Raw genomic sequence first — 26,280 nt, forward strand, 5'->3', positions numbered from 1 at the left:
ATAATAAATTTAAAATAAATAGCCTGAGTTATAATATATAAATGCGAATGATTACGCTTTAAAAATAATAGCCGACATTGAGCGGCTATTTTTTACTTTTATGATGTTGCCATTCGGCGCATAGCGCAGTGATAAGCGCCATTGCGCACGGAAGCGCGAAGTACCCGCGCCACGCCATTGACCGCCACTCTGGCGGTTCGCCGCTGCAGCGGATTGATGGGGATCGCCAGCATCTGCTGCGCCCAATCGGGAAGCAGATCGATTCCGGCGACCATCATCCAGCGCCCTACCGGCTGGCTTAGCCGGCCCGGCAGACGGGTGGTGAGCAGCACCTGCGCCACTTCCTGCGTTCGTTCATCACAACGTAACTGGGGGCGCATATCCTGCAAATACTCCGCCACCTGACGTGGCGTTTCGGGGATGTCTGCGGCGCCAAGTCGCCGGGCGACCTCCGCCGCTTCGCGGTAGTATTGCTCCTGACGCGCGGCAGTGACGATGGTGCGCTTATAACGCAGATGAGAGGCCATAAAGCTGCTGCACTCGGCCACATGAACCCAGGTTAAGAGCGCTGGATCGCTGGCGCGATAAGGCGTACCGTCCGGCGCAACGCCGCTGATGCGCTGATGGATCTCCTGCACTTTAGCGATTAATCTTTCGGCATCGTCGGTAGTGCCAAACGTGGTGGCTGAGATAAATTGACTGGTGCGGCGCAGACGGCCAAAGATATCCTCACGAAAACGCGAATGATCCCACACACCGGCCAGCGCCAGCGGATGCAGCATCTGTAACAGTAGCGCGCTAATGCCGCCGCAGAGCATGGAGGTAAAGTCGCCGTGTACCTGCCAGATAGCCGACCGCGGGCCAAATAAGCCCGGCTCGCCCTTCGGGTTTTCAAAATCAATCTCTTTTAACGCCATCCCGGTTAAACCCAGGACCTGCGATTCAATCATGCCGCGTATGCTGGTCATTGCGTTGCCCGTCGCTATCCATAACGCCACCAACATAACACCATTCGCGGCGGCAGGCATTTGCCGACGGTGACTTTAAACGCCAACGCGCCCGCGTTCCCGCGGGCACGCCACGGATTAAGCGTTGAGCTGATAATCGAGTGAGATGTCGGCTTTCAGTACCTGCGAAACCGGGCAGCCAGCTTTGGCTTTCTGGATAATCGGATCAAAGGCCGCTTTATCGATACCCGGCAGGACAATATTGCTCTGCAGCGCGATCTTGGTGATGGCGAAGCCGCCGCCGTTCTTATCCAGCGTGACCACCGCAACGGTATCGATAGAGGTCGCCGTATAGCCCGCTTCGCTAAGCATTAATGATAGCGCCATTGAGAAGCAAGCGGCATGGGCCGCGCCGATAAGCTCTTCCGGGTTAGTCCCTTTAACGCCTTCAAAGCGGGTATTAAAACCATAAGGTTGTTGGTTAAGCGCGCCGCTTTCCGTCGAGACGGTGCCTTTACCGCTTTTCAGATCCCCTTCCCAATGCGCCTGACCTTTCTTATGAATTGCCATCGTTTCACTCCTTTTTGACGTTAAAGGAGTAAGTATAGACAGCTCTAGCTGACCTGGGACAACTGTTGCTGAATGGCCTCCAGAAACAGCGGCAGCGCGCTGGGCTGATAATCTCGTGACAGATAGATGCCATAGACGGCCAGGGATTTTGGCGTATAGCCAGACAGCACCTGTTTTAGCGCGCCGCTGTTTAGCGCGCGCCGGGCTTCCAGTTCCGGCAGCATGGCGATGCCGCACCCCGCCACCGCCGCTTCCATCAGCAGAGAGGAGATCCCGGCGCTCAGGTTGCCGGAGACGGCCACCGACACGGGTTCGCCCTGCGGATCGGTAAACTGCCATGTTGGGGTGGCAAAATGGCTATAGTGGAGACAGTTATGTTGACTAAGCTCCTCCGGCGAATTTATCTGGCCATGCTGCTGTAGCCACCGCGGCGAGGCGCAGAGCACCGAGCGGCAAATGCCGAGCCGCCGCGCTATCGCCCCCGGCTCCGGATTATCGGTGATCCGGATGGCGACATCGATACGCTCGCCAATCAGGCTTACCGGATGGTTGTTGATATCCAGTTCGAGGCGCAGTTGGGGGTAACGGGCCAAAAACTCCGGTAGCAGCGGTGAGAGCAACTGCATGGCGGTAAAGTGCGCGCAGGCGACCCGCAACGTGCCGCTCGGCACCGCGCGTTCCGTCTGCCCCGCTATCTCATCCGCCAATTGCGTCAGGCTACGCGTTTTCTGCAATACCTTTTCGCCTGCGCTGGTTAAGGTCAGTTTGCGCGTCGAACGATGAATGAGCCGGGTACCGGCCCAGTGTTCCATCTGCTCCAGATAGCGACTCACCATCGGCCGCGACATCCCAAGCGCCCTGGCCGCCGCGCTCAAACTGCCCAGCTCGCATATCCGCATATATACCTGGGCGGCGATAACTCGATCCATATCCGTATCCATCTGCACGTTTTATGAAACTCAGCATCTCTTTTTTCAGGAATTTTCGCAAATCAAGAATGACGTAAAATAAACCTATTCACCTGAAAGAGAGAAAACCAACATGAAAGTATCTGCCCTGGCTATCGCCACCGCCCTGTTCAGTACCACCGCTTTTGCCGCGCCGTTGACCCTGCAAACCTACAACCCGCAGGAGAACGCGATCTTCGCGGTGAACTCCACGCTGGCCTCCGGCCCGCACGAAGCGGTGCTGTTTGACGCCCAGTTCAGCGTTAAAGATGGCGAAAAGCTGGTTGAGATGATCAACAAAAGCGGTAAGAAGCTCACGCACATTGTGATCACCTCTGGCGATCCGGATTTCTATTTTGGCCTCGAGCCGCTGGTGAAAGCCTTCCCGCAGGCCAAAGTGGTGGCAACCGAGCAAGTGGTTAAGCATATTGAAGAGACCAAAGCGGCGAAGCTGGCATACTGGGGCCCACAGATGAAAGACGGCGCGCCGAAGCAGGTCTATGTTCCACAGGTATTAGCCGCAGATAGCTTCACCATTGACGGCGAGAAAGTGGAAATTCGTCAGCCGCAGAACTACGCCGCGTTCGTCTGGATCCCGGCGAATAAAGCGATTCTTGGCGGCACCGGCGTCGCCTGGGGCATGCACGTCTGGACCGCCGATACCCAAAGCGCGGCGAGCCGTCAGCAGTGGCGCCAGACTCTTAGCGATATGGCCGCGCTGCATCCGCAACAAGTGATCCCGGGCCACTATCTCGGCACGCCGCCGGCGGGCGACAAGGCTATCGTCTTTACCCGCGACTATCTGGAGAAATTCGAGCAGGCGCTGAAAGCGCATAAAGATTCCGCCAGCGTCATCAAAGCCATGAAGGCGCAATATCCGGGTCTCGCTGAAGAAAGTTCGCTGGAGCTGAGCGCGAAAGTGAACACCGGCGAAATGAAGTGGTAATCGGCCACGCCTGAATCGAGAGCGCTCTTAATCTGCCGACGCAAGGTTGCTATTCGCAAAAAAATGGACCACGATAATCCCGTCGCGTTAAAAAACGCGGCGTACTTAGGGTTACGTTTCGTCCGGCTTGCGTCGGGCTTGTCCTTGAAACCAGAACAGGATTAAGGAGTAAGAATGAAATCGAACCATCAGGCACGTCATCTTCTCGGTCTGAACTACAAGCTTTCCCGCCAGAAAAAAGTGGTGCTCGAAGGCGACGAAGAAACTACCGTTAACCATATCCATGCTACGGGCCGCAAACGCCGCGGTGGTTAATTTTTCAGCTGAGTGATGATAAAAACACCATCCGCCAAACGGGATGGTGTTTTTTTAAGACAATCCCACGCTTCGCATCCTTCTTTTGTTACCATCTGCTTTATACTCTGCCCGCTGCATTTCCTGCCAGACCGATCGCTTATCGCCGCGCCCGGGTCTGAAGTGAACATCAAGGAGTTAGTGCGATGCAATTCATCTATAAAAAAAACCGCTCTCTTTATATCCCCTACGCTGGCCCGGTTCTGCTTGAGTTTCCGTTACTCAACAAAGGAAGCGCCTTCAGCATGGAAGAGCGTAGCAGCTTCAACCTGCTGGGCCTGCTGCCGGAAGTGGTCGAAACCATCGAAGAACAAGCTGAACGCGCGTGGATCCAGTATCAGGGATTTAAAACCGAGATCGATAAGCACATTTATCTGCGCAACATCCAGGACACCAACGAAACCCTGTTTTATCGCCTGATTGGCAATCATCTCGATGAGATGATGCCGGTTATCTATACCCCCACCGTCGGCGCCGCCTGTGAGCGTTTCTCGGAAATCTACCGTCGCGCGCGCGGCGTGTTCATCTCATACCAGAATCGGCACAACCTCGACGATATCCTGCAAAACGTACCGAATCATAACGTCAAAGTGATCGTGGTGACCGACGGCGAGCGTATTCTCGGTCTCGGCGACCAGGGTATCGGCGGGATGGGCATCCCTATCGGTAAGCTGTCGCTCTATACCACCTGCGGCGGTATCAGCCCGGCCTACACCCTGCCTATCGTGCTGGATGTCGGCACCAACAACCAGCAACTGCTCGACGACCCGCTGTATATGGGCTGGCGTCATCCGCGCGTGACCGACGACGAGTATTATCAATTCGTTGACGACGTTATCCAGGCTATCAAAAACCGTTGGCCGGACGTGCTGCTGCAGTTTGAAGATTTCGCGCAGAAAAACGCCATGCCGCTGCTTAACCGCTATCGTAACGAGATTTGCTCGTTTAACGATGATATTCAGGGCACCGCAGCGGTCACCGTCGGTACATTAATCGCCGCCAGCCGTGGCGCGGGCAGCCAGCTCAGCGAGCAAAAAATTGTCTTCCTCGGCGCGGGTTCCGCCGGTTGCGGTATTGCTGAACAGATCATCGCGCAAATCATGCGCGAAGGGTTAAGCGAAGAAGAAGCCCGCCAGCGCGTATTTATGGTGGACCGCTTCGGCCTGTTGACCGACGGTATGCCGAATCTGCTGTCGTTCCAGAGCAAGCTGGTGCAGAAACGCGAAAACCTGCAAGGTTGGGATACGACCAACGAAGCGCTCTCGCTGCTCGACGTGGTGCGTAACGTGAAGCCGAATATCCTGATTGGCGTCTCCGGCCAGCCGGGGCTGTTCACGGAAGAAATTATTCGTGAAATGCACAAGCACTGCCCGCGGCCGATCGTCATGCCGCTGTCGAACCCGACCTCCCGCGTTGAAGCCACGCCGCAGAACATCCTGACCTGGACCGACGGCGAAGCGCTGGTGGCCACCGGCAGCCCGTTCACCCCGGTGACGGTTAAGGGCAAGCAGTACGCCATCGCGCAGTGTAACAACTCCTATATCTTCCCGGGCATCGGCCTTGGCGTGATCGCCGCGGGGGCGTCGCGCGTCACCGACGAAATGCTGATGGCGGCAAGCGAAACCTTAGCCAACCACTCGCCGCTGGTGAATAACGGCGAAGGCCCGGTACTGCCGGAACTGAAAGATATTCAGGCCGTGTCGCGCGCTATCGCGTTTGCGGTCGGTAAAGTGGCTCAGGAACAGGGCGTGGCGGTGAAAACATCGGCCGAAGCGCTGCTGCAGGCCATTAGCGATAATTTCTGGCAACCGGAATATCGCAACTATCGCCGAACCTCAATTTAACGCTTTATTTCAACGGGCCCGGAGATCGGGCCCGTTTTTTATCCCCGCCCTTTGCCGTTATTTATTCCCCTTTGTTTACTAAACACCTGCCCATCCTTACGAGGCGCTTCACAGATGCTTTATTTCACTCGCTTGCCAGGAGGTAAATACCTTGCCCGCCTGTTCGCTCACCGATAAATTAGCAAACAGATACCGCGGCGCTGAAATAAGCGCGCAGCAGAAAACAGAAGGTTTAAGTATGGCGAATATTCGTGATGTCGCCCGGCGGGCTGGAGTTTCAATTAGTAGCGTGTCCAACGTACTTAATAATCGTACGCAACAGATGCGCGAAGAGACCCGACAGCGGATAGTCAAAACGATGGCTGAGCTAAATTACCGCCCTGCGCGTTGCGCTCCGCCGGTCGCCGATTCAGCAACCAAAATGCTCGGCCTGATGGTACCGTCTATCGTCAATCCCAGCTTTTCAGCGCTGGCACATGAACTGGATACTGCGGCACGCGCGTTTCGCCACCGGCTGTTATTAGGCATTTGCTGCCGCGATGCCGCCGAGGAGTCAGCCTTTATCGCGGATATGTTCTCCCACGGCGTGCGCGGGTTGATAGTCGCCGCCAGCGACGTACGCAAAACCCACTTTGTGCGCGCAGCGGAACAAGGCATGACCATTATTAGCTATGACAACCGGCTGGCCGAAAGCGTCCCGCCTCGGGCGCGTTACTTCGATAGTGTCTCAATGGACAACGTTGAAGCGGGACGTCTGGCGGCGCAACATCTGCTGGACAACGGTTGCCGTAATATCGTCTTTGCCACCGAAAGCGGGTTAACGCTGGGACGCAGCCATAAAATCCTCGGCTTTCAGTCCGCGCTTTCCCAAAGCGGTACAGCGGCCAGAGGCGTGGTGATAGAAGGCAAAGGCAATCGGGAATTCGGCGACGCCGAGATGTTCGAACTGGGAGTAAGCCTGGCGCAAAAAATTAGCGCCTTAACGCCGCGAGTAGATGGCGTGGTAGCGATTAACGATGCTTTAGCCATCGGCCTGATGGTTGGGCTACGCGCGCAGGGCCTGAAAATAGCGGAAGATATTTCGGTGATTGGCATCGATAACATCTCCCTGTCGGCGTTATCGTCACCGGGCCTCACCTCGGTAATGGCCCCGCTTTCGGCAATGGCGTCGATGATGGTTGAGCGGCTTATCCAGAGAATTGCTGAGCCGGGATTACAAACCGACGAATTTATCTTTGCACCGGAAGTGATACAGCGTCAGTCGGTAAAAATAAAGCAACCCTAGTTGTTTTTATAAATAAATAGCATGGTGCAGATAATAGTTATTATCTGCAGGAAGACCTATACCCTATTACATTCAAAACGCATATTAATGTCGGGATTTCCATCCCATTCTTTTGTACTTTAACGAGTATAACCGGAAATAATGATGAACCTACAATCTGCGCAAGATATAGAAAAGAGCGCCATTAAGAAATTGACATGGCATATTGTTCCATTAATGATATTGCTTTATTTTCTGGCTTTTCTTGACCGTAATAATATGGCCTACGCCGCAATGGCGCTGGAAGATAGCCTTGGCCTGACGGCCACCGCCTTTGGCTTTGCTTCGGGAATATTTTTCATCGGTTATTTTATGTTTGAAATTCCCAGTAACGCCGGCACGATTAAGTTCGGTCCGCGGCTGTGGTTCGCGCGTATTCTGATCACCTGGGGAATATTTGCCACTTTGATGGGGTTCGTCAGAACGCCGACCGAGCTCTATATCTGTCGTTTTATGCTCGGCGTGTGCGAAGCCGGTTTCTTCCCTTCGGTGGTGTACTACTTCACGATCTTTTTTCCGCCAGCCTGGCGGACCAAAATTCTCGGCATGTTCATTATTGTCCAGCCGCTATCCAACGCCGTGGGTTCACCGATTTCAGGCTTAATTCTGCATATCGATAACGGCTGGTTTGGCCTTGAATCCTGGCAGTGGTTATTTATCCTCGAAGGTATTCCGCCGATCGTTATCGGCCTGTTCATCCCTTTTATTATTAAGAATTCACCGCAAGAAGTCGGCTATCTCAACGCTGAAGAAAAGGCGTGGTTAATGAGTAGTACGAACCGTTCAAAATCAGGGAGTAAAGTCTCGCTGGCTGAGTTCGCCAGCGGTATTAAAAATCCCAAATACCTGCTTTATGCGCTGCTGAATTTCGGGATGGTTTGTGGGATTTACGGCTTCGGGATGTGGCTACCGTCGATTATTACCGCTATTTCCGGCGATGATATTCTTCGCGTAAGCCTGATTGCCCTTATCCCCTACGGCCTGGCGGCGCTACTGGTTTATCCATGGAGTATGCTGGCCAGTAAAACACGCAAAATCGCCGTTTTTGCCGGTATCAGTATGGTCGTCGCCGCATTAGGGCTCGCCGGTGCGGTGGTGTTCTTTAAGTTCAACGTCGCGATTTCACTCTCATTCCTGACCATTGCCGCCATTGGTATCTATACCGCGGTACCGTGTTTCTTATCGATGCCTGCCAACGTCTCGGCAGGCGCAGCGACGGCCGCGGGTCTCGCCGTGGTGAGCTGCATCGGCAATCTGGGCGGCTTCGTCGCCCCTTACGTGGTCGGCCTCCTTAACGACTTCAGCCACAGCAGCACGCCGGGCCTGATATTCCTCGCCATGTGCCTGCTGATCACCGGCCTGATTTGCATTTTCTACTGCGCCAGACAGCGCGAAGGCGTCATTCAATCCTGAAAATTTAAGGAAACATCATGGGAACTCTTATTGGAAAAAAAGCATTTATCACCGGCTCTGAACAAGGTATCGGCTGGGCTACGGCGGAAAAACTGATTCTGGCGGGATGCGATGTCTTTTTGCACTATCACAGCGGTGAAGAAGGCCCGCAAAAGTTGGCGGCTATCGCCAGCGCGCGAGGGCAAAAAGCGGCCTGGCGCTATGCGGACTTGATTGACACTGAGGACGCGACCGCCTGCGTGCAGGCCGCCGCGGAATTCCTCGGCGGTATCGATATCCTGGTGAATAACGTCGGCGGTATCGTCGGGCGTAAGTGGCTTGGCGAAATTGACCGTCAGTTCTGGCAAACGGTGTTAGACGTCAATATGACCACCATGCTTAACGTCACCCAGGCGGCGCTTCCCTGGCTTAAATCGGCAACGGATGGCGCCAGCATCATTAACCTCGCCTCGCTGGCGGGGCGCTCCGGGGGGCATGCCGGTTCTCTCGCCTATTCAACCACAAAAGGGGCAATTCTGACCTGGACACGCTCGCTGGCGGCTGAGTTGGGCGAGCACGGCGTGCGCGTCAATGCGGTTGCGCCGGGGCTTATTCTCGGCACCCGTTTTCATAACCGCCACACCACACAGGCTTCGGCTGACGAAACCATCCGGCAAATTCCGCTTCAGCGCGCGGGAACGCCCGATGACGTCGCCCGCGCTATCACTTTCCTTGCCGGTGAGTATGACGGATTTATCTCCGGCGCCACTATCGATATTAACGGCGGAATTTATCGCATGTAATGCAAACCGGGCGGCCAGAAATCGCCGCCCGCCAGGGAGTACCTGATGATCAAATTCGAAATTATCCATCCACAACTGCTGGCTGCTCTGGCGTGTTGCGGCCATAAATCACAAATTCTCATCGCGGATAGCAATTTTGCCTGTCGCGTTAATGCCAATGCCGATGCCACGTTGATTCAGCTCAACCTCGCGCCAGGCATGGTACCGGCAACTTATATCGTCGAAAAACTGCTTACCTGCGTTAATGTCGAACACGCGACGCTGATGGCATCACCAGCGGAATTCACTAACACCATCGCCAGTGAATACCGGGAGCTTCTACCGACAAACTGCCCGCTTGATTATGTCGAACGCGAAGCTTTCTACGCAAAATCCCGGCTGCCGTTGACCCAACTGGTCATCGCTTCCGGCGAACAGCGTCGTTTTGCCAACCTATTACTCACCGTGGCTCCGGCCTAATCGTCATACCCGCCGCCGATAAAACCGGCGGCGCGATCCTCAATGCTGGTATCTGGTCAAAAGACAATTTAGCCACTACACTCCCTGCATCCATCAACCTACTGAAAAAATAAGGAGGATCCCCATGCTGTACTGTGAACTGTTTAATGTTTCACATACATTTGGCGATCGCACCAGCTCAAGCGTTATCGGTATCGTGCTGCGATAACTTTAGCTTGAGCGAAGAAGCCAACGACTAAATCCCTTCCTCGGGCTTACCGGGTTATCGTCAGCGATGTTTGACGAGGCATTCTCATGCCTGTAACTCTTGAGTAAGTTCACAATGAGCACACTTTTAAGCGCACAATCTCTCCACGTTGATACGGCCTTTGGCCCACTTTTCAACGACCTCTCCTTTACCCTGAAAAAAGGCGATCGCATTGGCCTGATTGGCTATAACGGTTGCGGGAAAAGCACGCTATTGCAGGTGCTGGACGGCACTCTTACGCCGAATTCTGGCAGCGTATCGCGGGCTAATCACTGCCTGCTGGCGCGCGTGGAACAACATCTGCCTGACGCCCTACTCAGCCAACCGCTATTGCAGGTGGTACTGGAAAAACTGGCGCCTGGCGAACGGGATTCACTGCGCTGGCAAGCGGAGCGACTGCTCGCTGAAATGGGTTTTACCGTTCAACAGACCCAACAGCAAGCCGCCACCCTGAGCGGCGGACAACATACTCGTCTGTTGCTCGCCCGCGCGTTGATCCAACAACCCGATTTGCTGTTGCTGGATGAGCCAGGCAACCATCTCGATCTGCCGACCCTGCTGTGGCTGGAAAGCTTCTTGCAAACCTGGCAGGGGAGCTTCGTGGTGGTGTCGCACGATAACCTCTTACTGGATGCTGTAACTAATACCAGTTGGATTTTACGTGATAACACGCTGCACGCTTTCTCACTACCCTGCAGCGCCGCCCGTCAGGCGCTGCAGGAGCAAGATGCAAGCGATGCTCTGCGCCACAAAGCGGAACAAAAGGAGATCGACCGCGTCGCTGCCAGCGCCAAACGGCTGGCCATCTGGGGTCGGGTTTACGATAACGAAGATCTGGCGCGTAAAGCAAAGCAGATGGAAAAGCAGGTTTCACGCCTGAAGGATAGCCAGACGGAACTCACCGCCGGCACGCCGTGGCGTCTTGAGGTGCATGGCGACGCCGTTCGCGCCGACCGTCTGCTGGAGATGGAAAATCTCCCCGTGCCGCCGGCGCCCGGTCTCCCCGCCCTGTTCACCACCGGTCTGGCGCGGCTGCAAAGCGGCGACCGGGTAGCGATAATGGGGCGCAACGGCGGTGGGAAATCGTCGCTGCTGCGCCTGTTATGGCGGCAAATGCAGCAACCCGCTAGCGAAGCCGGGCTGCGTTTACATCCTCGACTACATCCGGGTTATTACGATCAAACCCTGCATCAACTGGCGGATGAGGCCAGCCTGCTGGAGGCGCTGGAGCCCTTTGAGCCTTCGCCGGAAACGCGCAAGCGGGCGCTGATTTCCGCCGGCTTCGGCTGGGCGCGACACGGGCAGAAGGTCAGCACCCTCAGCGGCGGCGAACGTTCACGGCTGCTGTTTGTCGGCCTGTCGCTGGCGAGCTATAGCCTGCTGCTGCTCGATGAACCCACCAACCATCTGGATATGGAGGGAAAAGAGGCGCTGGCGGCGACGTTGCGGGAGTATCCCGGGGGCCTGCTGCTGGTTAGCCACGATCGACAGCTCATCAGCCAGAGCTGTAACCGCTTCTGGTTAATTGATGAAAACGGGTTAAGCGAGTGGCACGACGTCGACGAGGTGTACGCCCGTCTGCGCGGCAACGAGCGGCTTCAGAGCCCGGCGACGCAAACGCCGCCGCAGGCGCCGCCCGTCGACGACCTGCAAGAGGATTTGCTGGAACGTCTGGTGATGCTGGAACAGCTATTGGCGGACGATCTGCAGCGTAAGCCGAAGCATCAGAAGCCGCAGCTACAGGCGCTGTGGCGTCAGGAGATTGAGGAGATAAATACCCATCTGAGTTAAATGCCTATGCCACCGGAGCGTCAGCGCCCCGGTGGCTTAACAGCTTTAGCGGCGGGTAAACTGCTGCTCAAGCATGGTCTTCCCCCATTGATCGCCCTGCCACTCTTTACTCAGCGTAAACCCAAAGGATTCATATAATTTACGCGCCGCCTGCAAGCCGCTAAACGTCCATAGCTGAACCGCATCGAAGCGCTGATTATCACAAAAGTTGATAGCTTCAGTCAGCAAGCGGCGCCCCACGCCGCTGCCCCGACAGCCATCGCCGAGAATAAACCAACGTAGATGCGCTTCATTATTCCCGAGGTCTTCGCCATCAATGGCGACAGAGCCGACGATGACGCCATTTTTGACCGCCAGCCAAATCTGGTTACGTTGATTGTTCAGCCTGCCAGAAAATTCAGCCAGACTGCTAGCGACTTTACCTTCAAAAAAATGCCCGAAGCCGTAATGACGGGCGTAATACTCACCGTGCATTTGCGCAATGCGGCCAATCATTCCCGGCTGATAGCCGGTTACTATCGTGATGTCGTTTGGTCTGCTCGTGACCGGCTGCTGACGACAGCGCTCAAGCGCCCACGAATAGGCCGTCAACCCTTCGGCAACGATCTGCTGCTGTGCGCTATCCAAATGCGCCAGCGCCTCAATCACCCGCATGGCGCCGTACTCATGAATGCGGGCGACCGTCGCCTGCCCTTTGGTTGTCAATGAGAGTTGTTTAAAACGCCCGTCATCAACACAACCATTTTCCTCTATCTCGTTAGCGGTCTGCAGGCGCGATAACATTCGGCTGACGCTCGATTTGTCCAGCCCCAATACCTGCACCAGTTGCGCGGCGGTCATCGCGCCATGAGTAGAAATCTCCAGCAGCGCATGCACCGCTGAAGGTGAATAGTCGGTCGCCGCCAGCGTGCTGTTCATAAAGCCGAGCTCGCGCACCATCAATCGTGATGCGGAACGAATTTGATTGATAAGTAAAGTGTCAGGCATAGTAATATCCGCGAAAGGTAGTTGCATAATACAACCATTATCAACACGCTCTGTCAATGGCCCTGGCATACTCCGCTCCTTTCGGGTTGCGCCCCCTAAAATTGGTATAAACGGATGAATATTGTGCCAAATATGCGGCAAATCCCCCCATTCCCAACCATACCGCTTGTAATTAGCGACATAAGATCTAATCCTTAATGAGTATTATTTTCGCTGTTAGCACCTTCGTATCATTAACAAGGAGAAACGCATGAAAGCTGCTGTAGTCACCCACGACCACCAGATTGATGTAACCGATAAAAAGTTACGCCCGCTGGAGCATGGCGAAGCGCTGCTGAAAATGGAATGCTGCGGGGTCTGCCACACTGACCTGCACGTGAAAAACGGCGATTTCGGCGATAAAACCGGCGTCATTCTCGGCCATGAGGGCATCGGCATCGTGGAAAAAGTCGGCCCTGGCGTGACGTCGCTGAAGCCGGGCGATCGCGCCAGCGTGGCGTGGTTCTTCGAAGGTTGCGGCCACTGCGAATACTGTAACAGCGGCAACGAAACCCTGTGCCGCTCGGTGAAAAATGCCGGTTATACCGTCGATGGCGGGATGGCCGAAGAGTGCATCGTCACCGCCGATTACGCGGTCAAAGTGCCGGATGGACTGGATTCCGCCGCCGCCAGCAGCATCACCTGCGCCGGCGTCACCACCTATAAAGCGGTGAAGGTCTCACACATCAAGCCCGGCCAGTGGATTGCCATTTATGGCCTCGGCGGACTGGGTAACCTGGCGCTGCAATATGCCAAAAACGTCTTTAATGCCAAAGTGATCGCCGTTGACGTCAACGACGGGCAGCTGGAGCTTGCCGCCTCGATGGGCGCCGATCTGACGGTTAATTCCCGCAACGAAGACGCCGCCAAAATCATTCAGGAGAAAACCGGCGGCGCCCACGCGGCCGTGGTTACCGCCGTTGCTAAAGCGGCATTTAACTCCGCCGTGGATGCGGTTCGCGCCGGCGGCCGCGTCGTCGCCGTTGGCCTACCGCCGGAAGCGATGAGCCTCGATATTCCGCGTCTGGTGCTGGACGGGATTGAAGTAGTAGGTTCGCTGGTAGGTACCCGTCAGGATCTGATTGAAGCCTTCCAGTTTGCCGCCGAAGGCAAAGTGGTGCCGAAAGTCACTCTGCGCCCGCTCGGCGATATCAACGCCATCTTTAAGGAGATGGAACAGGGTCAAATCCGCGGCCGCATGGTTATCGATTTCCGCCGTTAATTCTGTCTGACTCTGCCAGACGAAAGAGCCTAACCTGCTGACTATTCCCGCATGATGGGAATAGTCAGATTTCGCAAATGCTTAGCGCAAATCGTTGGTTCCTTTGTATTCCGTCGCGCCCGATGATGGCAAGACAATAGATAACAAAGGAATTCACCATGCAAAATCGCTTTCGCCTGCCTACGCTTGCCGCCCTTTTTATTGCAGGCGCGTTTTCGGTTTCGGCGGCGCAAACGCCGATCAAAGGCGGCACCTTAATTTATCTGGAACAACAGCCGCATACTAATCTCTATCCGCCGGCCGGCGGTTTTTACCCTAACGGCGGGATCCTCAATCAGATAACCGACAAGCTAACCTGGCAAAACCCGGAAACGCTAGCTATCGAGCCGTGGATCGCCGAAAGCTGGAGTAGCAACGACGAGAAGACCGAATATACCTTTAAGCTGCGGCCTGGCGTCACCTTCTCTGACGGTACCCCACTCGATGCCAATGCGGTCGCAAAGAACTTTGATACCTACGGTTTGGGCAATAAAGCCCTACGTCTGCCGGTTTCCGAAGTGATCAACAATTACGATCGTAGTGAAGTCATCGATCCGTTGACCGTCAAATTCTACTTCAAAAAGCCCTCCCCGGGATTCCTGCAAGGTACCGCAACGATTGGCTCCGGGCTGGTTTCCCTCAGCACTCTGGCGCGGAGCTTTGAGGCGCTGGGCGATGCCCGCCATATCATCGGTTCCGGCCCCTTTACGGTAAAAGATGAAAAACCCGGACGCGAATTAACGCTGGTGGCGCGGAAAGATTATCAATGGGGGCCGAAAAATCTTGCTCAGCAAGGCCCGGCGAACCTCGACGGCATTACCTATATCGTAACGCCGGAAGATAGCGTACGTATTGGCGCGCTACTGGCGGGACAGGCCGGGTTTATTCGCCAGGTGCAAGCCTATGATGAAAAACAGGCAACCGACCAGGGCTTTAATATTTACGCTGCGCCGACGCGCGGCGTAAACGATAGCCTGAGCTTCCGTCCGGATAACCCGCTGGTTGCCGACCTGCGGGTACGCCAGGCGCTACTGCATGCTACCAACGCCAAACAGGTTGTTGAGACCCTTTTCTCGCCAAACTATCCGCAGGCAAGTTCCGTTATCGCCCGCACCGCGGCGGGATACGTCGATTTAAGCGACAAACTTGCCTTCGATCAGCAGAAAGCTAAACAGCTGCTGGATGAGGCGGGCTGGACGGCGGGCGCGGATGGTATCCGACAAAAAGCGGGACAGCGGCTGGCGCTCACGGTCTATGAATCCCTGCCGCAGCCGCAGAACAAAGAGGTGCTACAGCTGGTTGCGCAGCAGTGGCGTCAGGTTGGCGTGGCCTTAAACGTGAAAGCCGGCGACGCCGGCAGCCGGGTACTGGATAATCTCGACCCGCTGAAAACGCCATTAACCGTCTCTGAAGTCGGCCGCGCCGACCCGGATGTGGTGAAGAGTATGTTCTTCCCCGCCAACCGCGATGCCCTACTGCAACAGGGCGGTTCGAGCGACAAAGTTAAAACCTTCCGTGACGATAAGCTCAACGCCCTGTTAACCGCAATCTCTGCCGAAGTGGATGTGCAAAAGCGTCTGCAGTTAACTGGCGATGCGCAGCGTTATCTGCTGGACAACGCCTACGTCATTCCCATCTTTGAAGAACCGCAGGTCTTTGCCGGCGCGCCATGGGTAAAAGGCGTACGTTTTGAAGCCGTGGGACGTCCGTCGTTTTACGGCGCATGGCTGGATAAACACTAAGGGGGGGGCATGAGCCACTATCTTTGGCGACGGTTGGCACAAGGCGTGCTGGTACTGTGGGCGGCCTTCACCCTGACCTTTTTTCTACTGCAGGTACTGCCCGGCGACGCGATTTTGATTAAGTTTCAGAACCCCGACCTGGGGCTGAGCCCGCAACAGATCGCCGAAATGCGTGTGGTCTACGGTGCTGACAGCCCGCTGTGGCAGCAATATTTCCACACCTTGTTAGCCATGCTGCAGGGGGATTTCGGCTATTCACTGCAGGCTGGACTGCCTGTTAGTTCCCTGATTGCCAGCAATTTACCCGACACGCTGGCGCTGGCGTTGCCGGCCTTCGTGCTGGCGGTTCTGCTGGCCTTTGCGATCGCTACCGCTTCGCGTTTGCCGGGGCTACGCGGTATCAGTAATCTGCTACAGTCGCTGCCGGTGCTGTTTATCTCACTGCCGACCTTCTGGCTCGGCATCGCCTTAATCCAGATCTTTTCATTTCAGTTGCATTGGGTCCCGGTTATCAATCCCGGACCACTACAAGGGCTGGTGCTGCCGGTTATCGCGGTGGCGATACCGATTTCCGCACCGCTGGCACAAATTCTGTTACGCACCATGGATCACATCGCCTTACAACCCTTCGTCGCCGTTGCTCGCGCCAAGGGAATGAGCGAAACACGGGTGTTATGGCGGCATGTCACCGGCAATGCTCTGTTGCCGACATTAAACATTGCCGGCCTGCTGTTGGGAGAGCTGATCGCCGGGGCCTTAATTACCGAAACCGTTTTTGGCCGCAGCGGGCTCGGCCAACTGACGCAGCAGGCGGTGAATAATCAGGATATTGCCATTCTTCAGGCCGTGGTGATGATTTCAGCGCTGGGCTTCGTCGTCATCAATCTGCTGGTCGATCTGCTGATGCCGATGCTCGACCCGCGCTTAAAACCCCTGCGCGGAGGTGCGCTATGAGTCTGGTCGATTACGCCTCGGCGGTGCGACGCCGTCCGGTCAACTGGCGCCGTTTTTCCTTGCAGCCGGGGCTGTGGCTGGCATGGTTGGTAATGACGGTTGCGGTACTAATGGCTTTCGCGCCGCAATGGTTCACCGAGTTTAATCCACTCGACGGCATCGCTGGCGCCCAACGTCTGGCGCCGCAGGCGGGACACTGGTTAGGTACCGACCAACTCGGTCGCGATGTGTGGAGCCGCATCGTCTACGGCGCAGGGCATTCGCTTTCCGCGGCCCTGGCCGCCGTCGCCATGGGCCTGGTTGTCGGTACGGCGTTGGGCACCGTTGCCGGCGCGCTGGGCGGGCGGGTCGAAGCGGTCGTCATGCGGATTGTCGATATTCTGCTGGCGATTCCTTCGCTCCTGCTTTCGCTAACGGTAATCATACTGCTTGGTTTTGGCACTCTGAACGCCGCCATGGCGGTCGGCGTTGCCGCGATCGCCAGTTTCGCTCGACTGTCGCGCGCCGAAGTCGTACGCATTCGTCACAGCGACTATGTCGAAGCAGCCTATGGTAGCGGGGGAACCTTTTTGGCCGTGTTCTGGCGGCATATTCTGCCTAACGCGCTTTCGCCGGTGCTGGCTTTCGCCACCCTTCAATTTGGCCAGGCTATTCTCGCCCTCTCAACCCTGAGTTTTCTCGGCTACGGCACTCCGCCGCCGGTGCCGGAATGGGGATTACTTATCGCCGAGGGGCGCAACTATCTTTCCACCGCCTGGTGGCTCACCACTTTCCCCGGGATCGCGGTCATTGCCGTGGTACTGGCAGCCAATCGTATCAGCCAACAACTCAACAGGGAGCGCCGATGAACGTGCTTAGCGTAGAAAACCTCACCATCAGCTACCGCTCTGGCGGGTTGTGGCGCGAAGTGGTTCACCGGGTCAGTTTTACGATTAAACGCGGCGAGATGCTGGCGTTCGTCGGCGAATCCGGTTCGGGAAAAACCACCACCGCCCAGGCGATTATCGGTCTGCTGGCGGAAAACGCCCGCCTCGATGCCGGGACGGTTCGTCTCAACGGTGAAGAGATTAGCCGCTGGTCAGGCAAACGGCTGGATAACCTGCGAGGGGCCAGAATCAGCCTGGTGCCGCAGGATCCCGGCAACTCGCTGAACCCGGTGCAAACCATTGGCGCGCAGGTCGGCGAAATACTCCGCCTGCATCAAAAAAGCAGTAAAACCGAGCGTCGACAGCAGGTTATCGCCCTGCTGGAAAAAGTCGGCTTAAGCCATCCAGAGCAGCGTTTCGACCAGTATCCGCACCAGCTCTCTGGCGGTATGAAGCAGCGGGTGCTGATCGCCATTGCCATCGCCCTGAAGCCGGATTTGATTATTGCCGATGAGCCGACCAGCGCGCTCGACGTGACGGTACAAAAAAGAATCCTCGATCTGCTCGAACATTTGCGCCGTGAATCCGGCACCGCGGTGCTATTTGTCACCCATGACCTCGCGCTGGCGGCGCAGCGTGCCGACCGGCTGGTGGTTTTTCGTCACGGTGAAATTCAGGAACAGGGCAATACGGGTGATGTTATTCGCACCCCGCAGCACGGCTATACCCGCCAGTTGCTGTGCGATCTGCAGGGACAGAACCTGCACTTAACCACCACGATTCGCCCGTTTGTTACGCCGGCAATTCGGGTTGAAGGCGTGAGCAAACGCTTTGCGTTAGGGGGCAGCCATCTCCAGGCGCTGGATAACGTAAGCTTTATTTTACCGCGTGGCAGTACCCATGCGCTGGTCGGTGAATCGGGTTCAGGAAAAACCACCCTCGCCCGTATCTTGCTGGGTTTTGAGCAGGCCGATAGCGGACAGGTGACCATCGACGGTATTGTCAGCGGACAATTGAGCCGCGAGGCCCAGCGCCAGCTGCGGCGCAAAATTCAGTTTGTTTATCAAAACCCTTTCGCCTCACTCGACCCTCGCCAAACCCTGTTCGACATTATCGAAGAGCCGCTGAAGAATTTTCAGCGCCTGTCCAAAGAAGCTCGCCGTCAACGGGTAGAGTCTGTCGCCGCCCGCGTCGCGCTGGCGCCGGAGCTACTCTACCGAACCGCTCGTGAGCTCTCCGGCGGCCAGCGACAGCGGATCGCTATCGCCAGGGCATTGATCCTCGACCCCACGATTCTGGTGCTCGATGAGGCCACCTCAGCGCTGGATGTCACGGTGCAGGCGCAAATTCTCGCCCTGTTGCTGCAATTACAGCAACAGCTCGGGTTGAGCTATCTGTTTATCACCCACGATCTGGCGACGGTACGCCGCATCGCCCATAGCGTGACGGTGCTACGCACCGGGCAAGTCATCGAACAGGGCGAGGTTAAGCAGTTGTTCGCCGCGCCGCAGCACGACTATACCCGCGAGCTGCTCGCCGCCATTCCTCATTATCACGCACCGAGCACGGAGGTTGCATGACGCCTAAACGCCTGGGGTTTTTTACCCGCTTACTCGACCACGCCACGCCGCAAGAGCGCTATCGACTGGCGACGGAGCAGATCCGCCATGCGGAACGGCTGGGCTTTGATAGCGCCTGGGTGGCGCAACACCATTTTCATGAAAATGAAGGCGGTTTACCGTCGCCGCTGGTGTTTCTTGCCTACGCGGCGGCCCATACGCAACGGATCCGACTCGGTACCGCCATCATTACGCTGCCGATGGAGAACCCGCTACGTGTCGCAGAAGATGCGGCAGTACTGGATTTACTCGCAGAGGGTCGCCTGGAAGTGGGTTTTGGTTCCGGCGGAACGCCAACCTCTTTTCTCCCTTTTGGCCTGGCCTGCGAACAGCGCGGCGCGGTCTTCGCCGATCATCTGCATTTGATTGAAAGCGCCTGGCGCGGCGATACGTTGGCTCATCCTGACAATCACCTTTATCCGCCCGCGCCGCAGCTGGCGGAGCGAATTTGGATCGCCACCTTTTCGATTGAAGGCGCTATTCGGGCCGCGAAATCCGGCCACGGGTTGATGCTATCGCGCACACAGCCGCGTCCGCCAGGTCAAAGCGAGCTGCCGCTGGATGCGATTCAGAACCCGATTATCGACACCTACCTCGCCGCGCTACCAGCCGGCGTGGCGCCGAGAATTCTGGCTTCCCGCACCGCGTTTATTGCCGACAGTCAGGGGTACGCGCTACAGGCCGCAGAGCCGGGATTAAGTAAACAGGCGGCAGCCCATCGCGCCGCCGGCCATGAGATTATTGGTGACACCGTCACGGATTACGCTCGCCAGTTGGATGCCCACATTGGTGATGCGCCACATGTGCTTGCATCGCTGGCTAAAGACAGCGTGCTAGCCCGGGTGACTGACATTTCGTTTCAGGTCCATTCGGTGGAGCCATCGCATCAGGACACGCTGCGTTCTATCGAACTCATCGCTAAACACATTGCCCCGCAATTCAGATAAGGAGTCGCTATGAGCTTAAGTCAGGATATTTTGGCTGAACTGGCGGAGATCGCCGCCGATTCAGCGCTGGGCAAGGCCCGCGCTTTGCGCGAGGCTGCGACCCGCCACGCCCAGGGAAGTTACGAGGTGCTATTTAGCCAACAGGATGAGGATTTTCCGCTCGAAGAACGGTTCGCCGTCGCCGCAAAAGTGGCCAGACTTCATCAGGCAGACGCGCTGGCGGCGCATTACGCCGGTTTCGGTATTGCCGACCCGACAACCCCACGGCTTGCCGCTGCGCTGGGGTTTGCCCGCCTGTTGACCTTCACCCCGGTGGAAGCGACGCCCGCGGCGCTGCAAACGCTGAGCGAGGCGGGCTGGAGCCTGCGAGGTATTGTGACGCTGGCGCAGCTTGTTGCGTTTGTCAGTTTTCAAAGCCGATTGCTGAGCGGATTACGATTGTTAAATGGCAAACCAATTTCCGCAGCTGAGACCCCGGTGGTTGCCGGCTACTGGCACACTCATCCCCGGACGGCTAGCGGTAAACCTGCGCCGGTGGCGTTTACTCGTGATGAATTACACTGGGAACCGTGGATTGCCGATAAGCCTCTCGCTGAATTTAACGCCGCCGAGCAGGCGCTGCTGGCGCAGTTCGGCCACAGTGATTCCCCCTACTTTCGCTTACTGGCGCGCAATCAGCCGGTGCTTGAACAGCGCACGCTGACCGATAAAGGGATTTTCTATACGCCGGGCGGCCTGCCGCGCGCCGAGCGTGAACTGGCGGCCACGGTGGCGAGTAAAATCAACGGCTGCATCTACTGCGCGTCGGTACACGCGCGCAAGGCGGCGCAGCTGGCAAAAGATGAGCGAGCGGTGGAGACCCTGCTGGCGGTAACGCCTGGGGAGAATCTCAGCGATGGCCAAGGGCCACGCTGGCAGGCGGAGATTGACGCCGCCGCCGCGCTTTCCGTTACCCCGCCCGCGATAACCCCAGCGCATCTCAGCGCGCTGGAGCAGCAGGGTCTGGATATCGTCGAACAGCTGGACCTGCTGCAATCGACGGCATTCTTCGCCTGGGCTAACCGCCTGATGCTAACCCTTGGCGAACCGTGGCGGGATTAATCAGGCCTGCTCTGCCTGGGTAACGCGATGACGCGTTACCCGCCGCTGGTATCGCGCATACAGCAGCAACGAGCTCATCGCCAGGAACGACAGCGCTGCCGCCGGCAGCGCGACCGAACGCCAACCCGCGCCAAAGGTAATCATCATCCCGCCGCAGTAGGCGCCTATCGCGCTGCCGAGGTTAAACGCTATCTGACCGCCCGCCGCCCCGAGCATTTCGCCGCCTCTGGCATTTTGTAACAGTAATATTTGCAGCGGCGCGGCGAGCGCGAAAAGCCCGGCGCAGCAGATAAACGCCAGCACCAGCGAAGCCAGCGGCTGTATGCCAAAGGCAAAGATGAGCAGTAACACCGCAACAATGACGCCGTTGGTCATCGCCGCAATACGCAGCGGACTGTAACGCCCAGAGATCCTGCCGCTAAAGAGATTACCTAAAACCATCCCCAATCCGACCAGCATCATAATGAACATCATCGCCGACTCGCTAAAGCCGGAGACATTTATCATGAAGGGCTTGATATAGCTAAACCAGGCAAAAACGCCAGCATTGCCGAACATCGTGGCGGCGAAAATAAACCATGGCGCCGGGGATTTAAGGAAATGGAATTGTTCGCTGAGCCGGGTGGTGGATTTGTCATACAGCGTTGGCACCCAGCGCAGTATCGCCAAAAGCACCAGCACATCAAATAGCGCGATGGCCGTGAAGGTATAACGCCAGTTGAACTGATGGCCAAGCCAGGTGCCCGCCGGTACGCCAAGCAGGTTTGCCACCGTCATACCCGCTATCATCCCGGCGACCGCCGCGGTAACCCTGCCCGGCGAGGCGATTTTCGACAAGATAATCGCTCCGACGCCAAAATAAGCGCCGTGAGGAAAACCGGAAATAAAGCGCCCGAGCGCCAGCATGGGATAACTTGAGGAGAAGGTAAACAACGCGTTGCCTGCCACACACAGCGCCACCAGAAACAGCATCACTGATTTCAGCGAAAAACGGCTGGAAAACAACGCCATGACAGGCGCGCCAAACACCACGCCAAAGGCGTACCACGAGATCATGTTGCCGGCCGCGGGGATGGTAATGCCGACATCATGGGCGATTTCCGGCAATACCCCCATGATGCCGAACTCCGCCATTCCGAGGCCAAAGGTCCCCAGCGCTAAGGAAAAAATCGTTTTCTTCATCTATTCGGTCACTTTAATGTGCGTTCACGACGCTAGTGTAACCGATTTCACACTCTGTTTTCTCCCTCTTAAGACCGACGAAAACTTAACTCATCCCCAGGTAAGCATTTCTCACCTCCGGGTTATCCAGCAACTCTGCGCCGCTACCGCTCAGACGTATTTCGCCGTTGACCAGCACATACGCGCGGTTAGCCAGTTTCAGCGCGTGGTGCGCATTTTGTTCCACCAGCAGCAGCGTCATGCCCTGGGCCGTCAACTCGCGCAAAACGCTGAAGATCTGCTTCACCACCAGCGGCGCCAGACCCAGGCTCGGTTCGTCTAATAGCAATAGCTTTGGCCGGCTCATCAGCGCGCGGGCGATTGCCAGCATTTGCTGCTCGCCGCCGGAGAGCGTCATCGCCCGTTGCGCGCGACGCTCTTCCAGCCGTGGAAACAGCTGATACATCCGCGCTTTATCTTCATTCTGATAACGATTACCTATGGGAATAGTGCCCATCAACAGGTTTTCTTCCACCGTCATATCGGCAAAAATACGCCGTCCTTCCGGCGCCTGAGCAATACCATTGGCGGCGATATAGTGCGTCGACTGGCGGCTGATATCATGTCCGCGATAGATAATACTGCCATCGGTAATCCGCGGCTGGCCGAAAATCGACATCAGCAGCGTGGATTTTCCGGCGCCGTTAGCGCCGATTAACGCCACCGTTTCGCCTTCATTAACCATTAGCGATACCGACTTCAGCGCCTGGATTTGCCCGTAATAGACGTTCACCTCGCGAAATTCCAGCAACGGTTGGCTCATCAGGCGATCTCCTGTTCATCGGTACCCAGGTATGCGGCGATAACACTCAGGTTGGCCTGGATCTCGGCCGGAGTGCCATGAGCAATAACATCGCCGTGGTCGAGCACGATCACGCGATCGGAGATTTCCATCACCATGCTCATATCGTGTTCTATCAACAGTACGCTGACGCCATGATGTTCACGCAGAAAACGAATAATCCGGCTCAGGGCACGCGTTTCCGCCGGATTGAGTCCGGCTGCGGGTTCGTCAAGACACAGTATTTCCGGCCCGGTACACATCGCGCGGGCGATCTCCAGCCGCCGCTGCTGACCATAAGAGAGCGTTCCCGCCAGTCGATTGGCGCAATCAACCATCTCCACCACTTCCAGCCAGTAAAAGGCCCGCTCTACTGCGCGGTTCTCCGCCTGGCGATAGCCGCGGGTATTCAGGATCCCGGCGATCAGATGGCGGTTAACCTGCATATGCTGGGCCACCATCAGATTTTCAATCACCGTCATTTCGCGAAACAGGCGGATATTCTGGAAGGTACGCGCCAGCCCGGCGCGGTTGACCAGATGCGCGCCGCCGAACATTTTGTAGTACATCCGCCGTCCCAGACGCGCGGGATGGAAAAAATCATCGGCATGCAGTTTCTGCCCGAGAACCTGAATCACATCGGTCATTCGTTGCCGGGCATTAAGCCGAATGGTGCCGCCGCTGGCGCGGTAAAACCCGGTCAGGCAATTGAACACCGTGGTCTTCCCCGCGCCGTTCGGGCCAATCAGGGCGGTAATCGATCCGCGTTCAACCTCAAGGTTGACATCATTCAGCGCTTTAATCCCGCCAAAATGCATCATCAGATGCTCGACCTGCAATATTGCATCGCTCATGGCGCGACTCCTTTGCGGATTTCCACCCCGGTACGCCCGGTGCGCACCAGCCCGCGCGGTCGCCAGATCATCATCAGGACCATCAGCACGCCAAAGAGCAAAACCCGGTATTCGTCAAAGCCGCGCAGTAACTCCGGCGTGACCGTCAGCACGAAAGCCGCCAGCACCACACCCAATGTCGAGCCCATGCCGCCTAATACCACGATGGCGAGAATCAGCGCCGATTCGAAAAAAGTGAACGACGTCGGGTTGACGAACCCCTGATAAGTCGCGAAAAAGACCCCGGCGATGCCGGCTGTCGACGCGCCAAGCATAAACGCGGACAGCTTAACTAGCACGTGATTCAGCCCCATCGCCCGGCAGGCGATTTCATCTTCCCGCAGCGCCTCCCAGGCCCGGCCAATCGGCATTCTGGTCAGGCGGTGTTTTATCAGCAGCACCATCAGTACCACGATAAATAACACGGCATAGATAAAAATAAATTTAAGGTTGGGGTTGTAGGCGATATGCAGAAATTCATGAATCGGGGTGCCGCCCTCTTTGGCTCGCCGGGCAAACTCGAGGCCGAAAAGCGTTGGCGACGGCACCGAAACGCCGTTGGGGCCGCCGGTGAAACTTACCCAGTTGTTGAGCACCAGACGGATGATCTCGCCGAATCCGAGGGTAACAATAGCCAGGTAGTCGCCATGCATTCGTAATACCGGAAAACCCAATAATGCTCCTGCCAGCGCCGCCATCACCGCCCCCAGCGGCAGCATTGCCCAGAAACCTAAGCCAAGGTATTGATAGCCAAGCGCCAGGCCATAGGCGCCAATGGCGTAAAAGGCGACGTACCCCAAATCAAGTAACCCCGCGAGACCCACCACGATGTTTAATCCCAGCCCCAGCAGGACGTAGATAAGCCCGAGGATCGCCACGGTAAGCAGATACTTACTGGCCATTAACGGGAAAGCGATAGCCGCAATCACCAGCAGCGGCAGAACAAAACGCAGCCGACTACGATAGCCGGGGGGACGGACAAATACCCCCTGATCGTTGCCTTCAAAACGTCCGATAAACCGCTTCCCGCCGCGGGTTTGCAAAAGCAGGCTGAGCAACAGCCGCCCCGCCATCACCACCGCCACCAGCACGAAGACGCGCTGCGGGGAAAGCGTAAAACTGTACCCCTTCAGCACGATCCCCACGATCGGGCCAAAGACTATCAGCGCGCATAAACCGGCCAATACGCTATCGATAACGCTTCGTTTGACGTCGATGCCGTCTAAACGGGAAATATCGGTCATATGTCCCCCTTAGACCTTGGCCACCACAGGACGGCCCAGAAGCCCCTGCGGACGGAAAATCAGGATAGCCACCAGCAATGCGAACGAGAAGACATCCTTATAATCCGAGTTCACTAACCCGGCGAACTGCGCCTCGGCGACGCCCAACAGCAGGCCGCCAAGCATCGCCCCCGGCAGCGAACCTATCCCACCCAGTACCGCTGCGGTGAAGGCCTTAATGCCGATAATGAAGCCGATATAAAAATCAAACGTGCCGTAATTCATGGTCACCAGCACCCCGGCGAGGCCCGCCATGGCGGCGCCAATCATAAACACCAGCGAGATCACCCGATCGGTGTTAATGCCGAGAATGGCCGCCATTCGCCGATCCTGCTGGGTCGCGCGGCAAACCCGACCTAACTGCGTGTGGTTGATTATCCAGCTCAGCACCACCATGCCGATAAAGGCGGCGAGCAGGATGAAGATTTTGGTCCAGGTGATTTGCACCACGCCATCTCCTACCGTAAGCCGCAGTACGCCGTGCATCAACGTCGGGATCCCCTGTTGATTTGGGCCCTGACTCAGTTGGACGTAGTTTTGTAAAATCAGCGACATGCCAATAGCCGAAATCAGCGGCGCCAGACGCGTTGAGTTACGTAGCGGCCGATAAGCAATGCGTTCGATGGCCCAGCCGTACACCCCGGTGACGATAATCGTAAACACCAGCGTGCCGAAAATAAGCAGCGGGAAAGAGTGAATACCGAAGTAGGCCAGCAGCGCCAGCCCGATAGCGCACAGGTAGGCTGAGACCATATATACCTCGCCGTGGGCGAAGTTAATCATACCGATGATGCCATAAACCATGGTGTAGCCAATGGCGATAAGCCCATATACCGCGCCAAGTGTTAAGCCATTGATCAGTTGTTGCAGAAAGAATGCCGCCATAGGAACCATCCTGCCAGTCAAGGTGCAGCAGACGCAGAGGCCTTAACGTCTGCTGCTTACGGTGGTACGACGCCCCT

24 protein-coding genes are annotated in these 26,280 nt (G+C 56.6%); 15 read left to right on the forward strand and 9 right to left on the reverse strand.

From position 1 onward, the window contains the following. Window positions 1–98: 98 nt before the first annotated feature. The 3 genes from ABLU80_RS04715 to ABLU80_RS04725 form a co-directional block, all read right to left on the reverse strand. A complete protein-coding gene (locus ABLU80_RS04715; RefSeq protein ID WP_259924568.1) occupies window positions 99–968 on the reverse strand; it encodes an oxygenase MpaB family protein in 870 nt (289 codons plus the stop codon). A gap of 117 nt (window positions 969–1,085) precedes the next feature. After that, window positions 1,086–1,517 (reverse strand): OsmC family protein, encoded by a 432-nt coding sequence (locus tag ABLU80_RS04720; RefSeq protein ID WP_015705497.1) that lies wholly within the window; start codon window positions 1,515–1,517, stop codon window positions 1,086–1,088. Between the two features lie 44 nt (window positions 1,518–1,561). Then, window positions 1,562–2,446, reverse strand: coding sequence for a LysR family transcriptional regulator (locus ABLU80_RS04725; protein ID WP_348849768.1), 885 nt, complete (start codon window positions 2,444–2,446; stop codon window positions 1,562–1,564). Between the two features lie 112 nt (window positions 2,447–2,558). On the opposite strand from ABLU80_RS04725, the gene ABLU80_RS04730 reads away from it, so the two are divergent. The 8 genes from ABLU80_RS04730 (at window position 2,559) to ABLU80_RS04765 (ending at window position 11,624) form a co-directional block, all read left to right on the forward strand. Further along, window positions 2,559–3,410, forward strand: coding sequence for a Vmh family MBL fold metallo-hydrolase (locus ABLU80_RS04730; protein WP_015366495.1), 852 nt, complete (start codon window positions 2,559–2,561; stop codon window positions 3,408–3,410). Between the two features lie 174 nt (window positions 3,411–3,584). Continuing rightward, on the forward strand, window positions 3,585–3,725 hold the full coding sequence (sra, locus tag ABLU80_RS04735; RefSeq protein WP_015366494.1) for a stationary-phase-induced ribosome-associated protein: 141 nt from the start codon (window positions 3,585–3,587) through the stop codon (window positions 3,723–3,725). A gap of 185 nt (window positions 3,726–3,910) precedes the next feature. Continuing rightward, on the forward strand, window positions 3,911–5,608 hold the full coding sequence (locus ABLU80_RS04740; RefSeq protein WP_015366493.1) for an NAD-dependent malic enzyme: 1,698 nt from the start codon (window positions 3,911–3,913) through the stop codon (window positions 5,606–5,608). Between the two features lie 238 nt (window positions 5,609–5,846). Next, complete coding sequence (locus ABLU80_RS04745) at window positions 5,847–6,893, forward strand: LacI family DNA-binding transcriptional regulator (protein WP_192797118.1); 1,047 nt, start codon at window positions 5,847–5,849, stop codon at window positions 6,891–6,893. Between the two features lie 144 nt (window positions 6,894–7,037). After that, complete coding sequence (locus tag ABLU80_RS04750; RefSeq protein WP_015705501.1) at window positions 7,038–8,345, forward strand: MFS transporter; 1,308 nt, start codon at window positions 7,038–7,040, stop codon at window positions 8,343–8,345. Between the two features lie 17 nt (window positions 8,346–8,362). Beyond that, window positions 8,363–9,127, forward strand: a complete 765-nt coding sequence (locus ABLU80_RS04755; protein ID WP_015705502.1) for an SDR family NAD(P)-dependent oxidoreductase — start codon at window positions 8,363–8,365, stop codon at window positions 9,125–9,127. A gap of 45 nt (window positions 9,128–9,172) precedes the next feature. Next, window positions 9,173–9,586 carry an RbsD/FucU domain-containing protein gene (locus ABLU80_RS04760; protein ID WP_015705503.1) on the forward strand — a complete coding sequence of 138 codons (414 nt, stop codon included), beginning with the start codon at window positions 9,173–9,175 and terminating at the stop codon, window positions 9,584–9,586. 322 nt (window positions 9,587–9,908) lie between these two features. Then, complete coding sequence (locus ABLU80_RS04765; RefSeq protein ID WP_032714567.1) at window positions 9,909–11,624, forward strand: ABC-F family ATP-binding cassette domain-containing protein; 1,716 nt, start codon at window positions 9,909–9,911, stop codon at window positions 11,622–11,624. A gap of 45 nt (window positions 11,625–11,669) precedes the next feature. On the opposite strand, the gene ABLU80_RS04770 is transcribed toward ABLU80_RS04765, so the two are convergent. Next, window positions 11,670–12,611 carry a bifunctional helix-turn-helix transcriptional regulator/GNAT family N-acetyltransferase gene (locus ABLU80_RS04770; protein ID WP_224146681.1) on the reverse strand — a complete coding sequence of 314 codons (942 nt, stop codon included), beginning with the start codon at window positions 12,609–12,611 and terminating at the stop codon, window positions 11,670–11,672. Between the two features lie 250 nt (window positions 12,612–12,861). Here ABLU80_RS04770 and adhP point away from each other — a divergent pair, with 250 nt between their 5' ends. From adhP to ABLU80_RS04805, 7 genes are all read left to right on the forward strand, one after another. Continuing rightward, complete coding sequence (gene adhP, locus ABLU80_RS04775) at window positions 12,862–13,872, forward strand: alcohol dehydrogenase AdhP (RefSeq protein ID WP_015366486.1); 1,011 nt, start codon at window positions 12,862–12,864, stop codon at window positions 13,870–13,872. A 158-nt stretch (window positions 13,873–14,030) separates the two neighbouring features. After that, the gene (locus ABLU80_RS04780; protein ID WP_348849769.1) at window positions 14,031–15,653 is read left to right on the forward strand and encodes a TIGR04028 family ABC transporter substrate-binding protein; all 1,623 of its coding nucleotides are present in this window, start codon (window positions 14,031–14,033) and stop codon (window positions 15,651–15,653) included. Between the two features lie 9 nt (window positions 15,654–15,662). Continuing rightward, window positions 15,663–16,607 (forward strand): ABC transporter permease, encoded by a 945-nt coding sequence (locus tag ABLU80_RS04785; protein WP_348849770.1) that lies wholly within the window; start codon window positions 15,663–15,665, stop codon window positions 16,605–16,607. After that, the gene (locus ABLU80_RS04790; protein ID WP_015705508.1) at window positions 16,604–17,455 is read left to right on the forward strand and encodes an ABC transporter permease; all 852 of its coding nucleotides are present in this window, start codon (window positions 16,604–16,606) and stop codon (window positions 17,453–17,455) included. The genes ABLU80_RS04785 and ABLU80_RS04790 overlap by 4 nt, the downstream gene beginning before the upstream one ends. After that, window positions 17,452–19,053 carry an ABC transporter ATP-binding protein gene (locus tag ABLU80_RS04795; protein ID WP_348849771.1) on the forward strand — a complete coding sequence of 534 codons (1,602 nt, stop codon included), beginning with the start codon at window positions 17,452–17,454 and terminating at the stop codon, window positions 19,051–19,053. Before ABLU80_RS04790 ends, ABLU80_RS04795 begins: the two co-directional genes overlap by 4 nt. Further along, the gene (locus ABLU80_RS04800; protein ID WP_348849772.1) at window positions 19,050–20,039 is read left to right on the forward strand and encodes a putative FMN-dependent luciferase-like monooxygenase; all 990 of its coding nucleotides are present in this window, start codon (window positions 19,050–19,052) and stop codon (window positions 20,037–20,039) included. Before ABLU80_RS04795 ends, ABLU80_RS04800 begins: the two co-directional genes overlap by 4 nt. Window positions 20,040–20,048: 9 nt before the next feature. Continuing rightward, a complete protein-coding gene (locus tag ABLU80_RS04805) occupies window positions 20,049–21,140 on the forward strand; it encodes an alkylhydroperoxidase domain protein (protein ID WP_348849773.1) in 1,092 nt (363 codons plus the stop codon). Here ABLU80_RS04805 and araJ read toward each other — a convergent pair whose 3' ends face one another. The 5 genes from araJ to ABLU80_RS04830 form a co-directional block, all read right to left on the reverse strand. Next, window positions 21,141–22,322, reverse strand: a complete 1,182-nt coding sequence (araJ, locus tag ABLU80_RS04810) for an MFS transporter AraJ (protein ID WP_015705512.1) — start codon at window positions 22,320–22,322, stop codon at window positions 21,141–21,143. It lies immediately after the preceding gene. An 85-nt stretch (window positions 22,323–22,407) separates the two neighbouring features. Further along, on the reverse strand, window positions 22,408–23,124 hold the full coding sequence (locus ABLU80_RS04815) for an ABC transporter ATP-binding protein (protein WP_348849774.1): 717 nt from the start codon (window positions 23,122–23,124) through the stop codon (window positions 22,408–22,410). Next, window positions 23,124–23,996 carry an ATP-binding cassette domain-containing protein gene (locus tag ABLU80_RS04820; protein ID WP_020078705.1) on the reverse strand — a complete coding sequence of 291 codons (873 nt, stop codon included), beginning with the start codon at window positions 23,994–23,996 and terminating at the stop codon, window positions 23,124–23,126. Before ABLU80_RS04820 ends, ABLU80_RS04815 begins: the two co-directional genes overlap by 1 nt. Then, a complete protein-coding gene (livM, locus tag ABLU80_RS04825; protein ID WP_348849775.1) occupies window positions 23,993–25,279 on the reverse strand; it encodes a high-affinity branched-chain amino acid ABC transporter permease LivM in 1,287 nt (428 codons plus the stop codon). The genes ABLU80_RS04820 and livM overlap by 4 nt, the downstream gene beginning before the upstream one ends. A 9-nt stretch (window positions 25,280–25,288) precedes the next feature. Next, window positions 25,289–26,203 carry a branched-chain amino acid ABC transporter permease gene (locus ABLU80_RS04830; protein ID WP_015366475.1) on the reverse strand — a complete coding sequence of 305 codons (915 nt, stop codon included), beginning with the start codon at window positions 26,201–26,203 and terminating at the stop codon, window positions 25,289–25,291. Window positions 26,204–26,280: the final 77 nt, after the last annotated feature.

The sequence above is a fragment of the Klebsiella sp. CN_Kp104 genome, from assembly GCF_040064515.1.
GTDB lineage: Bacteria > Pseudomonadota > Gammaproteobacteria > Enterobacterales > Enterobacteriaceae > Klebsiella > Klebsiella aerogenes.